Origin of the sequence: Thioalkalivibrio sulfidiphilus HL-EbGr7, assembly GCF_000021985.1 — a bacterium.
In the GTDB taxonomy this organism is placed as follows: Bacteria; Pseudomonadota; Gammaproteobacteria; order Ectothiorhodospirales; family Ectothiorhodospiraceae; genus Thioalkalivibrio_A; species Thioalkalivibrio_A sulfidiphilus.
This window is the reverse complement of the sequence record NC_011901.1, coordinates 1,811,814-1,824,344: the sequence shown is the minus strand read 5'-3', so window position 1 is coordinate 1,824,344 and position 12,531 is coordinate 1,811,814. Positions and strand designations below refer to the sequence as shown.

The window sequence follows — 12,531 nt, the reverse complement described above, 5'->3', positions numbered from 1 at the left end:
TTACTAATGCATTACGGGTATTCTTTGCGTTTAGGCATCGCAGTTTGTGGGCCTAATACAGAACCTGAAAGTCCATCAGCGCGGATAGATCGAACATGAGGGCAATACAGCGGGGCCTGTTATTGATGATGGTGCTGTTCCTGACCACATCTGGCTCGCTGGCCTCAGCTGAGACCGTGCGTATCCAGCTCAAGTGGTTTCATCAGTTTCAGTTTGCTGGCTATTACGCCGCCCTGGAAAAAGGCTATTTCGCCGAGGAAGGCCTGCAGGTCGAGCTGATCGAACGGGACATCAGCCGCAACAACATCCAGCAGGTTCTTGCGGGCGAAGCCGAGTACGGCATCGCCGATTCCGCCATCCTGCTCTATCAGCAACAGGGCGCCCCGCTGCGTATCGTGGCCCCGATCTTCCAACACTCGCCCAATGTGATCGTGACCCGGGCCGATTCGGGGATCCTCTCACCACAGGATCTGGTCGGCCGGCGGGTGCGCCTCTACAACAACGAGACCGACGGTTTCCCGATCATGGCGATGCTCGCCGAACAAGGGGTATTGGCCCAGGGAGTGATTCGCCAACCCTACAGTCCGGATCTCGAGGCGCTGATTCGTAACGAAACGGATGCCATTTTCGCCTACAGCAGCAATGAACCCTTCCAGCTGCGTGAGAAAGGTCTGGACGTGCGCATCATCCATCCCGCGCATTACGGCATCGATATGTACGGGGACATGCTGTTCAGCTCGGAGTCCGAGGCAATACAGCATCCAGAGCGTTTGCAGGCGATGCGTCGGGCGGTATTGCGCGGGTGGGAGTATGCCCTGGACAACAAGCTGGAGATCGCCCAACTGATACGGGAGAAATACAGCCAGCGAAAATCCCTGGCCGCCCTGATGTTTGAAGCCCATGCCATCGAGCAGGCGGTAGATCGTTTCGCCGTGCCGCTCGGCACACTCGACAGTGGACGACTCCAGTACATCGCCGGCATCTACCAGCGTCACGGCCTCCTGGATGATCATTTTCGCGTCGATCGACGCATGTATTTCGATCGCGCTGCCGGCGAAGGCAGCAACCTCACAGACGAAGAAAGTCTCTTCCTGGATCAGAACGACGTGATTCGTGTAGCGGTCGACCCAAGCTGGTATCCCATGGAATTCGTGGATGAATCCGGTCAGCACGGAGGGATCGCCGCGGATTACCTGGCATTGCTGTCCCAGCGCCTGGGAATCAGGTTTGAAATCGCGCAAGGGGTCTCGTGGGCCGATGCCGTGACGATGGTGCGTGAACGCGAACTGGACATGTTCGCCATGGCTGCGCGAACCCCGGAACGTGATCATTTTGCCTTGTTCACCCAGCCCTACATCCGCTCACCCATGGTCATCGTCACCGACATGGGAGTGGATTACATTGACAGCCCCGTGCGACTGCATGGCAAAAAGGTGGCCGTGGTCAGGGGTTACGCCTCGCACGAATGGCTGGCAAGCAATCAACCGGAGATCCCTTTACGCTTGGTGGACACCACGGTCGAGGGACTGGAGCGCGTCGCCACGGGCGAGGTTTATGCCCTTGTCGATAACCTCGCTTCAGTGACTTTTCTGATCAAGCAACGTGGCTTGTCCAACCTCAAGGTATCGGGCCAGTTGCCGCTGGGCTTCGATCTGGCCATGGGCGTGCGCAGCGACTGGCCTGAGTTGCGCACCATCCTGCAAAAGGGTCTGGATGCGATCAGCCAGGAGGAACGGGACGCCATCTACGACAAGTGGGTGCGTCTGGAGGTGGAAACCCGCCCCGACCTGAGCAAGGTAGCGCCCTACTTCATCGCCCTGCTGCTGATACTCGCCCTGGTCAGCCTGGATGCCTGGCGAGTGCGTCGCTTGCACCGACGCTTGCAAGAGGCCAATCGACAACTACATCTGGCCGAGCAGCGCCTGATCGAGCAAAACCATCAACTGGAACTGCTATCGATTACCGACAAACTGACCGGGGCCTACAACCGTCTCAAACTCGATGAAGTCCTGCAACAGCAGCACGCCCTGGCCGAGCGCTATAAACGACCAGTTTCGGTGGTGATGTTTGACCTGGATGATTTCAAACGTGTCAACGACACTCACGGACACCATGCCGGCGATCTGATCTTGCGGCGCTTTACCGAACTTGTGTTGAGCCTTGCACGCAAAAGCGATGTGTTCGGGCGCTGGGGTGGCGAGGAATTCTTACTGATCTGTCCGGAAACCACCGCCTTGGATGCGGCCGACCTGGCCAACAGGGTGCGTGTGCAACTGGCCGAAATCGTCTTTGAAGAAGTCGGCACCCAGACTGTCAGTTCTGGTATCGCAGAGTTACGGCCGTCGCAATCTGTGAATGACTGGATCAGCCATGCGGACAAGCGTCTGTATCAGGCCAAGCAGCAGGGGCGTAACCGGGTTGTCAGTAACTGACCGACTCCAGGGTTGACCGGGTCTGCGGGAGTATTCGCCCAGAGAACAGGACTCCTACGGCTGGGGGGGCGGGGCTGCTACGCCACTTTGGCGTGTAACCGCAGTCCCAGCGTCTTGGCCACCTTCAATACCGTTGCCAGGCTGGGATTGCCGTTCTCGCTGAGCGCCTTGTACAGGCTCTCGCGACTGAGACCGGCCTGCCGCGCCACTGCCGACATGCCCTTGGCGCGAGCGATATCCCCGAGGGCACCGGCGATCCCTGCCACATCCTCCGGCGCCTCGGTCAGCCAGGCCTCGAGATACTCGGCCATTTCCTCAGGCGTGCGCAGCTGGTCCGCGACGTCATAGGGGATGGTGCGGGGTTGCTTCATGGCTTCTGAGGTGTCTCCAAGCATGGTCGTTATCGGATGATATTCATGAGTCACGTCCGCTTGGCGGCGGTCTGCTCCAGGCGTTCGGCCAACCAGACCTTGATGATCGATTGACGCGTGACGCCCAGGCGACTGGCCTCCCGGTCCAGGGATTCGATCATCCAGTCCGGGAAGTCCACATTGACTCTTCGCTGCTTCTGCAGTGGGCGGCGGGCCTTTGCAACGTCCAGGTGGTCTGTGACGTCCTCGCCGTTGTCAAATTTGCTATCAAATGTCTTCGCTTTCATAAAGGGCTACCTCTTCGGCCCGGGCCCGACGAACAGAGATGATTCGGATACGGCTGCGCCTGTGCGTGATGACTGCCGACCAGTGCTTCCCCTTGATCCTGCCAATGACCAGAAACCGTGGCTCATCAACGGTCCTGGCGGGGATTTCGACGAGAGCGGGGTCAAGCCAAAGCGCCTGGGCATCAAGGAAATCGATCCCGTGTTTAGCACGGTTGGCCCGGCTCTTCTGCTCGTCGAATTCAAATGAGAGCATGGTATAAAAACTATACCTTTATTGACGTCAGATCAACCAGCCCCGGTCGCCAGATCAATCCCCTCCCCCATCACCTGGACCAGGAACCGGATCTGCTCCTCGGTGATCACGTAGGGCGGCATCAGGTAGCTGACGTTGCCCAGGGGCCGCAGCAGGGCGCCGCGGCTGAGGGCGTGCTGGTAGATCTTCAGGCCGCGTCGTTCCTGCCAGGGATAGGGTGTACGGACGGCCTTGTCCTTGACCATCTCCACGGCGGCGATCATCCCGGTCTGGCGCACATCGGCCACGTGGGGGTGATCCTTGAACGGCGCCAGGGCCTCGGCCATGACGGCGGCAAGGCGGCGGTTGTTGCCGATCACGTCTTCCCGTTCGAACAGATCCAGGGTCCCAAGGGCGGCGGCGCAGGCCAGGGCATTGCCGGTGTAGGAATGGGAATGCAGGAAGGCGCTGAGCTTATCGTACTCATCGTAGAAGGCCTGGTAGACCTCCTCGGTGGTGAGCACGGCGGACAGCGGCAGGTAACCGCCGGTGAGACCCTTGGAGAGGCACATGAAGTCGGGGCTGATACCCGCCTGTTCGCAGGCGAACATCGTGCCGGTGCGGCCGAAGCCCACGGCGATCTCGTCGGCGATCAGGTGCACTCCATGACGGTCGCAGGCCTCCCGGAGCAGGGTCAGGTAGCGGGGGTGGTACATGCGCATGGAGCCGGCGCACTGCACCAGGGGCTCCACGATCACCGCGCAGGTCTCGTGGGCGTGCTCGGCGAGGGCCTGCTCCATGTGCCGGAACTGGCGCTCGGCCACCTGTTCACAGCTCTCGCCCGGCTCCCGGTGGTAACAATCGGGCCCTTCTATCGTGATAGGTTGCATTAAAAGAGGCTTGTAAGTCTCTTTGTATAAAGCAACATCTCCCACCGCCAACGCGCCCAGGGTCTCCCCGTGGTAGCTGTTGGACAGGCACATGAAGCGGGTCTTTTTCCGCTGCCCCCGGTTGAGCCAGTAGTGGAAGCTCATCTTGAGCGCCACCTCCACGGCGGAGGAGCCGTTGTCGGCGTAGAAGCAGCGGCTGAGGCCCGGCGGGGTGATGTTGACCAGCTTCTCGGAGAGGCGGATCACCGGCTCGTGGGTGAAGCCGGCCAGGATCACGTGTTCCAGCTGATCCAGCTGATCGCGGATGACCTGGTTGATGTGGGGATTGGCGTGGCCGAACAGGTTCACCCACCAGGAGCTGACGGCGTCGATGTAGCGGTTGCCATCGAAGTCCTCCAGCCAGACCCCCTCCCCCCGTCGGATCGGGATCATGGGCAGGCGCTCGTGATCCTTCATCTGGGTGCAGGGATGCCAGACCACGGACAGGTCGCGGCGGGTGAGTTCGTCGTTGCGCGTCATGGCAAAAGTGTATCAGCAGACGCAGGGGTGGGCTTTGCTTGCTTGGGTGTTGTAACGCAGAGGACGCAAAGGCGCAGAGAGCGCAAAGGTTTGATGATCAAAAAAATACCTTTGCGTTCTCTGCGTCTCCGCGCCCTCTGCGTTCCCAACGAACGCCGGAGAAAACTACCCGTTGCCCGCCTGCATGGCCTCGTACTCGTCCTCAAAGAAGAACTTCTCTTCCCCGAAGGCGGGCTTGAGGTGGTTCAGCCAGGTGGCCTGTTCATCATATTTGGCGAAGAACGGGCGCTGCACCCAGTCGGGGTTGCGGGCCTGGATGAAGCGCAGCACGAACACCTTCTCGCCCTGGATCTCGGCCACGCCCTGGATCTCCACCTTGCCGGGGCCGGCGCTCATGGACGGACCCCGGGCGGTACGGCCGAGGCCCGAGACCTGCTTCATAGCCTCCCGGTAGATGTTCGCGGCCCTGGCCAGGGGCACCTCGAAGTAGTGCCGGGCGCCGGTGTCGCGCTCCACGAACATGTAGTAGGGGATGATCCCCAGCTGCACCTGGGTCTTCCACAGGCGCGCCCACACTGCGGGGTCGTCGTTGATGTGGGCCAGCAGCGGACCCTGGCTGCGGATCTCCACGCCGGTCTCGCGCAGGCGGCGGATGGCCTCCCGGGCGATGGGGGTTTCCAGCTCCCGCCAGTGGTTGTAGTGGGCCATGATGGCCACTTGGCGGCCGGACTTCACCAGGCGGGTGAGCAGATCCAGCAGCTCGTCGGCGTCGTTGTCGGTGACGAAGCGGTAGGGCCAGAAGGTGAGCGCCTTGGTGCCGATGCGCACGGTCTGCACGTGGGCCAGGCTGTCATCCTCCATGAGCGGCTCCAGGTACTGGGCCAGGTTCTTGGTCTTCATGACCATGGGATCGCCGCCGGTGACCAGCAGGTCGGTGACCTGGGGGTGTTCGCGCAGGTAGCCGAGCACCTGGTCCTTCTGGTTGGAGGCGATGCGCAGGTCCTTGTCGCCCACGAACTGGGCCCAGCGGAAGCAGAACGTGCAGTAGGAATGACAGGTCTGGCCCTGGCTGGGGAAGAACAGCACCGTCTCCCGGTACTTGTGCTGCAGGCCCTCCACCACCTCACCGTTGACCCGGGGCAGGTTCATCTCCAGCTGGCCGGCGGGATGGGGGTTGAGCCCGTCGCGAAGCTCCTTGGCCAGGGCCGAGATATGCGCCTTGTCGGCGCCCCGGCGATGCAGCTCGGCCATGCGCTCGTAGCTCTCGGGGGCCAGCATGCCCTTCTGGGGGAATGTGAGCTGGAAGATGGGATCGGCGGGGATGTTGCTCCAGTCGATCAGCTCGTTGATGACGTATTCATTGACCCGGAACGGCAGCACGCTGGCCACCACCTTCATCTCGAAGCGCTGGGCCTCGGAGAGCTTGGCCAGCTGGGGGATCTTCTCCAGGCTGCGCTCGTTGAAGACCTTGAAGGGGCGGGCCTCGATCGCACCCAGGTCGGTATCGCTGTAGAACTTGAGAACGGAACTCATGCAGTGCGCCTCCGATGCTGCCGGGTCCCGGGGAACTCAAGCCCCCTTCGGACCCAGTGTGCTGTCCGGCCCTCGCAGGCGTGCAAGACCGGACATGGGAAGGCCGACGAGATAACGCAGATCGCTACAGAGATCCTGTGCCGTCGGCCCGGTTAGCCGCCCAAAGTAACAAATGGGCGTTGCATAATGCAAACCGGGTGGCGCTGAACATGCCCCATTTCCGGGCATGCATCGCCAGGCTCCTAGAGGGTTTACACTCCTATCACCTGACCCTTCACACCTCACCCGACCTGGCCTGCACCCCTATGCACCCCGAATTCCCCCTCGAACCTGGCCTGATCCACCTGAACCACGCCGCCGTGGGCCCCTGGCCCCGGCGCACGGCGGAGGCGGTGCACCGCTTTGCCGAGGCCAACCTGCGCGCCGGTTCCCGGGACTACCCCGCGTGGACCCGGGAGGAAACCCGCCTGCGGGGGCTGCTGGCACGGCTGATCAACGCCCCCTCCCCAGAAGACATCGCCCTGCTCAAGAACACCTCCGAGGCCCTGTCTGTGGTGGCCTACGGCCTGGACTGGGTGCGGGGCGACAACGTGGTGTTCCCCCGGGAGGAGTTCCCGTCCAACCGCCTGGTCTGGGAGTCCCTGGAGCCCCGGTTTGGCGTCGAGGCCCGGCGGGTGGATCTCGCCGGCGCGGTGGACCCGGAGGCTGCATTGATCGAGGCCATGGATGCCAACACCCGGCTGTTGTCGGTGAGCGCCGTGCAGTACGCCAGCGGCCTGCGCCTGGACCTGGAACGCCTGGGGGCGGCCTGCCGTAAGCGGGACGTGCTGTTCTGCGTGGACGCCATCCAGCAGCTGGGCGCCCTGCCCTTCGATGCCCAGGCCTGCCATGCGGACTTCGTGGCAGCCGACGGGCACAAGTGGATGCTGGGCCCGGAAGGTCTGGCGGTGTTCTACGTGCGCGCCGGAATCCGCGACTGGCTGAAGCTCAATCAGTTCGGCTGGCACATGGTGGAGGCCCTCGGGGATTACGACCGCACTGACTGGGAACCGGCCGCCTCGGCCCGGCGCTTCGAGTGCGGCAGCCCCAACATGCTGGCCATCCACGCCCTGGCGGCGAGCCTGGACCTGCTGCTGGAGACAGGGCTTGAGAATATAGCTGAGAGTATTTCTGGAAAGATATCTTATCTTATTGATTCACTTGAATCAAAAGGCTTCGATATCCTCACGCCAAAGGCCGCGGCTCGGCGTGCCGGCATCCTCACCTTCCGTCGCCCTGGTCAGGACATGGCGGCCCTGCATCAGCGCCTCATGGCCGCCGGGGTGCTGTGCGCCCATCGGGGCGGCGGGGTGCGTTTCAGCCCGCATTTCTACACTCCGCAAGCGGATCTCGACGCGGCCCTGGATCTCCTGTAACCCTGGCCTTGCGTCCCCTGTTCAAACCTGAATGGACTGGAACAAAGGAACCCAAAGAAAAAATCTGACAGGATTGACATGATTTACAGGATGAAAATGCCGTTAAATCCCGTAAATCATGTCAATCCTGTCAAATGCTTTTGATGTACGTCTGCCCCGTGAGTCCCTGAAGAGCCTGTTAATCCTGTCCGCTGAGATGCCTTTTCCCGATCAACAGGCCTCGAAACGCATCGCCTCATCCATGATCACCGCGGTGGCCTCGGCCACGCCGCGCACCCGCACCCCGCCGATGCTGTCCTCGTAGTCCACGTGCTGGTGGCCATGGACGATCAGCCCCGCTCCCATGGCGCGGGCCAGTTCGTCGATCACGCCGAATCCGTGGGGGTGGCAGCCGGGCGCCTCGTGACACACCAGCACGTCGGCCTCCAGGCTGGCGAGAAGGTCCAGGTCCTCGGGATAGATGGTGGTGCGGTGGCGAAGCGGCAAGCCCGCCCGCCAGTGGTCCCGTTTCGGGAAGCTGGCCAGGTGTGCGCTGCGGGTGCGGAACACCGGCTCGGTGCCCGGATACCAGACCTTGCCCCGGAACACCCCGCCCAGGCCCGCCATGCGCAGGCCGCCCACCTCCATCACCCGGCCATGGAGATTGAGATTGCCAAGGCGGCACAGGAAGGCGTGGTCATGTTCCCGGACCGAGTCGGATTCATGGTTGCCATGCACCCAGGCCACCTGGATGCCCGCCTCCACCAGGGGCGCCAGGACCCGGTCCAGTGACGCCTCCGTCAGGCCCAAATCCCCCAGGATCACCACCGCCTCCGGTCGCCGGGCCTCGGCGGCCCGGATCAGGCCGGAGAAGTCCCCGTGGGGATCTCCGTAGAAGATGATTCGTTGCATTCGCATTTTTATGGTCTAATAATTTGCATATGCATCATATTTGGAGGCTGCCATGAGCCAGCTTGCCACCGCCACTCCTCGTACTGATCCCGCCCAGGTGCTCACCAAGGCGTTTCTCAATGCTGGCAAGGAACTGGGACTCAACCGCGCCGCCCTGGGCCAGGTGATCGGCAAGGACCGCAGCACCCTCACCCGGGGCCAGATCGATCCCGACAGCAAGGCCGGGGAACTGGCGCTGCTGCTGGTGCGCTGCTACCGGGCCCTGTTCGTGCTGGTGGGCGGCGATCCCGAACAGCTGCGCCACTGGATGCACACGGCCAACCACCACACCGGCGGCGTCCCGGCCGAGCAGGTGCTCACGGCCCAGGGTCTGGTCAGAGTGACAGAATACCTCGACGCGATGCGAGGCAAAGTCTGAGTGTATCCTGATATCTGGGCCGCCTGTCGGGAGACCGCCGCGCCGGGCCCGCTCAAGGGCACCCTGCTGCGCCTGGTGGAAAGCCAGGAACAGGTGGCCACCAACCGGCTGGTGGACTCCCTGGAGGAGCAGGCCGCTCTCGAGGCCATGCTGGAGGCCACCAAGCCCCCCCTGCCCGCCGAAGGACCGCGCCACTACCTGCTCGTCACCCCGTTCCGCTACCCGCCCCTGCGCCACGGCTCCCGGTTCGGCCGCCGCTTCGAGCCGAGCCTCTTCTACGGCTCGCTGAGCCTGTCCACCCTGCTGGCCGAAGCCGCCTTCTACCGATTCTATTTCTGGTACGGCATGGCGATCCCGCCCGCCAGCGCCCTGGTGACCCGGCACACGGTGTTCGAGGCCGCCTACCGCAGCCGCCGGGGACTGCGACTCCAGGAACCGCCCTTTGACGCCTTTCGGGACGCGCTCACCCACCCCGCCGACTATCGCGCCACCCAGCAGCTGGGCACGGCCCTGCGCGAGGCGGGGGTGCAGGCCTTCGAGTACCGCTCGGCGCGGGATGAGGGCATCAACGTCGCCCTGTTCACGCCCCGGGCTCTGGCCGATGCCCGGCCCCGGTCACAGGAACACTGGCTGTGCGAAACGGACGGCGCACACGTGCGCTTCCTGGGCGAGACCCAGACCCAGGTGCATGTGTTGCCGTTGGAAAGGTTTCTGGTGGAGGGGGTGTTGCCGATGCCGGCGGCATGAAGGCGGATTGTTTAGCCGCAGAGGACACAGAGGTCACAGAGTTTAAAGATCACGTCTTTCTTCCGTAGGTCGAGCTTCAGCCCGACAGCATGGTATCCATGGGCACCGCGCCTGTCGGGCTAAAGCCCGACCCACGGGGAAAGGGGTTTAAGGGCACAAGCGACACAAGCGAGTAAGGGCACAAGCGAGGACACCCAACTTCTCTTCGCTATAAGGGCACAAGCGAGGACACCCAACTTCTCTTCGCTATAGGAATGCTCCTTATTCCTTGATTGGACTGATGATTCAGAGGCCAGGCGGCTCCGGGGGCTGTCAAATAAATGATGGGTGTCCTCTTTTACGCTTTTACTCTCTTTTACTTCATTCCGACGGCGTGCTGCAAACCGAGCACGCGCGCCTGCACGCGGCGACGTAGCTGCAGATCCCGCAACGCGGAGACCGAGAGAAGGATGAAACCGATCAGCTCCACGATCAGGCTGTAGTCGACGAAAAGGGCATACAGAATGACCCCGGCACCGGTCGCCGCGAGAATCGGCGGACCCGGACTTCGGTGGCGCCGTGCGCCCGCGGTGATTGCCGCTGCAGCCAGCACAGCGAAAAGCGCAATGGCGCCTGCCCAGAGGCCTTCATCCAGCGCGAACCCGAAGCCGAGGACACCGAGCAGGGCCAATGCGGCCAACGTCCCGTAACAGACAATCACTGCGGCCGCGAGGCTCACCAGGCCAAAGAATCCGCGCCGCCAGAGGGACTTTACCCAACGCACCGGATTGAGTCGCTTAAGCCACTGCATCAGGCGGGAGGGCGCCCGATCGCCACGACTCATGCCGAGCTCCATGGATCGGGCATCGAAGCTTGCCGCCACCTCTCGGGTCTGCGCGCTGGGACTGTGTGCGAAGTAATCGAGCTCGCGAACCACCTCCACATCCTCGAAGCCCGCGTCGCGGAACATGGTGAGCAAGTCTTCGTCCACGGTGGCGCCGACGACGCACTCCACCCAGAGCCTGGGATCCTCGTGGCAATCGACGGTTACGGGGCGACGGATCACAACGTCGGCCAGCTGCACCCGGCCTCCGGGCCGCAGCACGCGAAACATCTCGCCAATGGCGCGTCGCTTGTCGGGCACGAGATTGAGGGCGCCGTTGCTGGTGATGCTGTCCACGCTGCCGTCAGCGAGCGGAAGACGCTCCGCGCTGCCCTGCAGGACGCTGACATTGGCGACTGCGGTCTGATCGCAGGCCGCCTTGAGTTTGCGCGTCATGGCCGGCGTGAGGTCCAGTGCGATTACATGCCCTTCGGAGCCCGCAATTCGGCTGGCAATCACCGTGTCGTTGCCCGCGCCGGCACCGATGTCCAGCACAGTGTCCCCGGCACGCACCGCCTGGGCGTTGAACGGATACCCCACCCCGGCAAAAGACTGCCTGACCGCCTCGGGCAACGCCGCGATCTGCTCGGGCGGGTAGCCCAGTGTGCGGCAGGCTTCTCCACCTACCGGGAAGTGGAAATGGGCGTCGGGTGAATCGGCCACGGCGGTATACATGTCCTTTACCGCCGCGAAGATCTGCTCACGCGAATATCCAAGTATCGCCACCATGGCAAGGTCCCTCCCCCTTGCCTGGTAACCCTAGGGCATCTCTGAATAACCCAGCCTGATGCCAAAAAAATCTGCTTCCGCAGTCTAGTCGTTCAAATTTCGATCAATGCTACCCCCCAAAGGGGCTCATTCCGCCCATTTCCCGCCGGTTTGGGGTGGAAAACAGGCGTACTACCCCTACGCGAGCATGTAGGGTTCCGCCCGCAGCAGGTTTGTAAACCCTGCCAGCAGGTACAGTCGGCTCGTGTTCTTGGCCAGGCCACGATAGCGAACCTTGGCATAGCCAAACATCTGCTTGATGCGCTGGAACACATGCTCCACCTTTGCGCGCATGCTCGCCTTGTTCTTCTCGATCTTGTGCAAGGGCGATCTCTTCGGCAGCGCCGCGCGCTTGCCTGGCCGCATCGCGATGCGCCAGTCCACCCGGCGATCTTGATGCTCTTCGCGCCTCTCGATGCCCTGATAGCCGGCATCGGCCCACACCACTTTTTCCTCACCATGCAGCAGTTTGTCGGCCACGTTGATATCGGCTTCATTGGCGGGCGTCGTCTCCAGGCTGTGGATCAGGCCCAGCGTGTCATCCACGCCCACATGCACCTTCATGCCGAAATGCCAGGCGTTGCCCTTCTTGGTCTGGTGCATCTCCGGATCGCGCTCGCCAGACGCATTCTTGGTCGAACTCGGCGCCGACAGAATGCTGGCATCCACGATCGTGCCCTCCTTCAGCATCAAGCCCTGCTCAGCCAGAGTCTGGTTGATCTCCTTGAACAGCTTCGCTGCCAGGTTGTGGCGTTCCAGCAGGCGTCGAAAGTTCAGGATCGTCGTCTCATCGGGGATCCGGTCCAACTTCAAGCCGGCGAAGCGGCGCATCGACTCCACTTCGTACAGCGCGTCCTCCAGCCCCGGATCACTCAGGTTGTAGAACAACTGCAGGCAGTGCACGCGTAGCATGGTCGGCAACGGGTAGGCAGGCCGACCGCCCTGCGGACCGGCCTTGGCGTAGTAGCGAATGATCTTCTTCTCCAGCCGCTTCCACGGAATCAGCCCTTCCATCCGCTCCAGGAACAACTCACGCCGGGTCTTGTGCTTCTTGTTCTCGTATTCGGCTTCTGCGAAAGTCAGCTGGCTCATGGCGAATGGCTCGGGTTGGATGCGATGCCGGGATTATGCCAAATGGGCTGGGTTATTCAGAGATGCCCTAGAGC

12 protein-coding genes are annotated in these 12,531 nt (G+C 62.5%); 4 read left to right on the top strand and 8 right to left on the bottom strand.

Features of this window, described 5'->3' with window-relative positions; translation table 11 throughout:
- Positions 1-95 precede the first annotated feature (95 nt).
- The gene (locus TGR7_RS08645) at positions 96-2,432 is read left to right on the top strand and encodes an ABC transporter substrate-binding protein (protein ID WP_012638290.1); all 2,337 of its coding nucleotides are present in this window, start codon (positions 96-98) and stop codon (positions 2,430-2,432) included.
- Positions 2,433-2,509: 77 nt separating this feature from the next.
- Here the strand turns inward: TGR7_RS08645 and TGR7_RS08640 are convergent, their stop codons facing one another.
- The 5 genes from TGR7_RS08640 to TGR7_RS08620 form a co-directional block, all read right to left on the bottom strand.
- Positions 2,510-2,803 (bottom strand): addiction module antidote protein, encoded by a 294-nt coding sequence (locus TGR7_RS08640; protein WP_012638289.1) that lies wholly within the window; start codon positions 2,801-2,803, stop codon positions 2,510-2,512.
- A gap of 50 nt (positions 2,804-2,853) precedes the next feature.
- Positions 2,854-3,090, bottom strand: a complete 237-nt coding sequence (gene brnA / locus TGR7_RS08635) for a type II toxin-antitoxin system BrnA family antitoxin (protein WP_012638288.1) — start codon at positions 3,088-3,090, stop codon at positions 2,854-2,856.
- Entirely contained in the window at positions 3,071-3,343 is a 273-nt protein-coding gene (locus TGR7_RS08630) for a BrnT family toxin (protein ID WP_012638287.1), read from the bottom strand. Before TGR7_RS08630 ends, brnA begins: the two co-directional genes overlap by 20 nt.
- Positions 3,344-3,375: 32 nt before the next feature.
- Entirely contained in the window at positions 3,376-4,731 is a 1,356-nt protein-coding gene (locus TGR7_RS08625) for an adenosylmethionine--8-amino-7-oxononanoate transaminase (RefSeq protein WP_012638286.1), read from the bottom strand.
- A gap of 165 nt (positions 4,732-4,896) precedes the next feature.
- Positions 4,897-6,264 (bottom strand): KamA family radical SAM protein, encoded by a 1,368-nt coding sequence (locus TGR7_RS08620; protein WP_012638285.1) that lies wholly within the window; start codon positions 6,262-6,264, stop codon positions 4,897-4,899.
- 305 nt (positions 6,265-6,569) lie between these two features.
- Between TGR7_RS08620 and TGR7_RS08615 the strand changes: the two genes are divergently transcribed.
- Positions 6,570-7,679 (top strand): aminotransferase class V-fold PLP-dependent enzyme, encoded by a 1,110-nt coding sequence (locus TGR7_RS08615; protein ID WP_041441351.1) that lies wholly within the window; start codon positions 6,570-6,572, stop codon positions 7,677-7,679.
- Positions 7,680-7,889: 210 nt separating this feature from the next.
- On the opposite strand, the gene TGR7_RS08610 is transcribed toward TGR7_RS08615, so the two are convergent.
- Positions 7,890-8,570, bottom strand: a complete 681-nt coding sequence (locus TGR7_RS08610; protein WP_012638282.1) for a metallophosphoesterase family protein — start codon at positions 8,568-8,570, stop codon at positions 7,890-7,892.
- 52 nt (positions 8,571-8,622) lie between these two features.
- Here TGR7_RS08610 and TGR7_RS08605 point away from each other — a divergent pair, with 52 nt between their 5' ends.
- The gene (locus tag TGR7_RS08605) at positions 8,623-8,988 is read left to right on the top strand and encodes an MbcA/ParS/Xre antitoxin family protein (RefSeq protein WP_012638281.1); all 366 of its coding nucleotides are present in this window, start codon (positions 8,623-8,625) and stop codon (positions 8,986-8,988) included.
- Entirely contained in the window at positions 8,989-9,735 is a 747-nt protein-coding gene (locus tag TGR7_RS08600; RefSeq protein ID WP_012638280.1) for an RES family NAD+ phosphorylase, read from the top strand.
- Positions 9,736-10,090: 355 nt separating this feature from the next.
- Here the strand turns inward: TGR7_RS08600 and TGR7_RS08595 are convergent, their stop codons facing one another.
- Both TGR7_RS08595 and TGR7_RS08590 read right to left on the bottom strand, forming a co-directional pair.
- The gene (locus tag TGR7_RS08595; RefSeq protein WP_012638279.1) at positions 10,091-11,326 is read right to left on the bottom strand and encodes a MerC family mercury resistance protein; all 1,236 of its coding nucleotides are present in this window, start codon (positions 11,324-11,326) and stop codon (positions 10,091-10,093) included.
- 177 nt (positions 11,327-11,503) lie between these two features.
- Entirely contained in the window at positions 11,504-12,457 is a 954-nt protein-coding gene (locus TGR7_RS08590; RefSeq protein ID WP_012637613.1) for an IS5 family transposase, read from the bottom strand.
- Positions 12,458-12,531: the final 74 nt, after the last annotated feature.

Excerpts from the sequence above, each read along its gene's own strand:
- TGR7_RS08615 (WP_041441351.1), top strand. The coding sequence starts at position 6,570 with ATGCACCCCGAATTCCCCCTCGAACCTGGCCTGATCCACCTGAACCAC.
- TGR7_RS08640 (WP_012638289.1), bottom strand. The coding sequence starts at position 2,803 with ATGAAGCAACCCCGCACCATCCCCTATGACGTCGCGGACCAGCTGCGC.
- TGR7_RS08630 (WP_012638287.1), bottom strand. The coding sequence starts at position 3,343 with ATGCTCTCATTTGAATTCGACGAGCAGAAGAGCCGGGCCAACCGTGCT.
- brnA (WP_012638288.1), bottom strand. The coding sequence starts at position 3,090 with ATGAAAGCGAAGACATTTGATAGCAAATTTGACAACGGCGAGGACGTC.
- TGR7_RS08645 (WP_012638290.1), top strand. The coding sequence starts at position 96 with ATGAGGGCAATACAGCGGGGCCTGTTATTGATGATGGTGCTGTTCCTG.
- TGR7_RS08625 (WP_012638286.1), bottom strand. The coding sequence starts at position 4,731 with ATGACGCGCAACGACGAACTCACCCGCCGCGACCTGTCCGTGGTCTGG.
- TGR7_RS08595 (WP_012638279.1), bottom strand. The coding sequence starts at position 11,326 with ATGGTGGCGATACTTGGATATTCGCGTGAGCAGATCTTCGCGGCGGTA.
- TGR7_RS08605 (WP_012638281.1), top strand. The coding sequence starts at position 8,623 with ATGAGCCAGCTTGCCACCGCCACTCCTCGTACTGATCCCGCCCAGGTG.
- TGR7_RS08620 (WP_012638285.1), bottom strand. The coding sequence starts at position 6,264 with ATGAGTTCCGTTCTCAAGTTCTACAGCGATACCGACCTGGGTGCGATC.
- TGR7_RS08590 (WP_012637613.1), bottom strand. The coding sequence starts at position 12,457 with ATGAGCCAGCTGACTTTCGCAGAAGCCGAATACGAGAACAAGAAGCAC.
- TGR7_RS08610 (WP_012638282.1), bottom strand. The coding sequence starts at position 8,570 with ATGCAACGAATCATCTTCTACGGAGATCCCCACGGGGACTTCTCCGGC.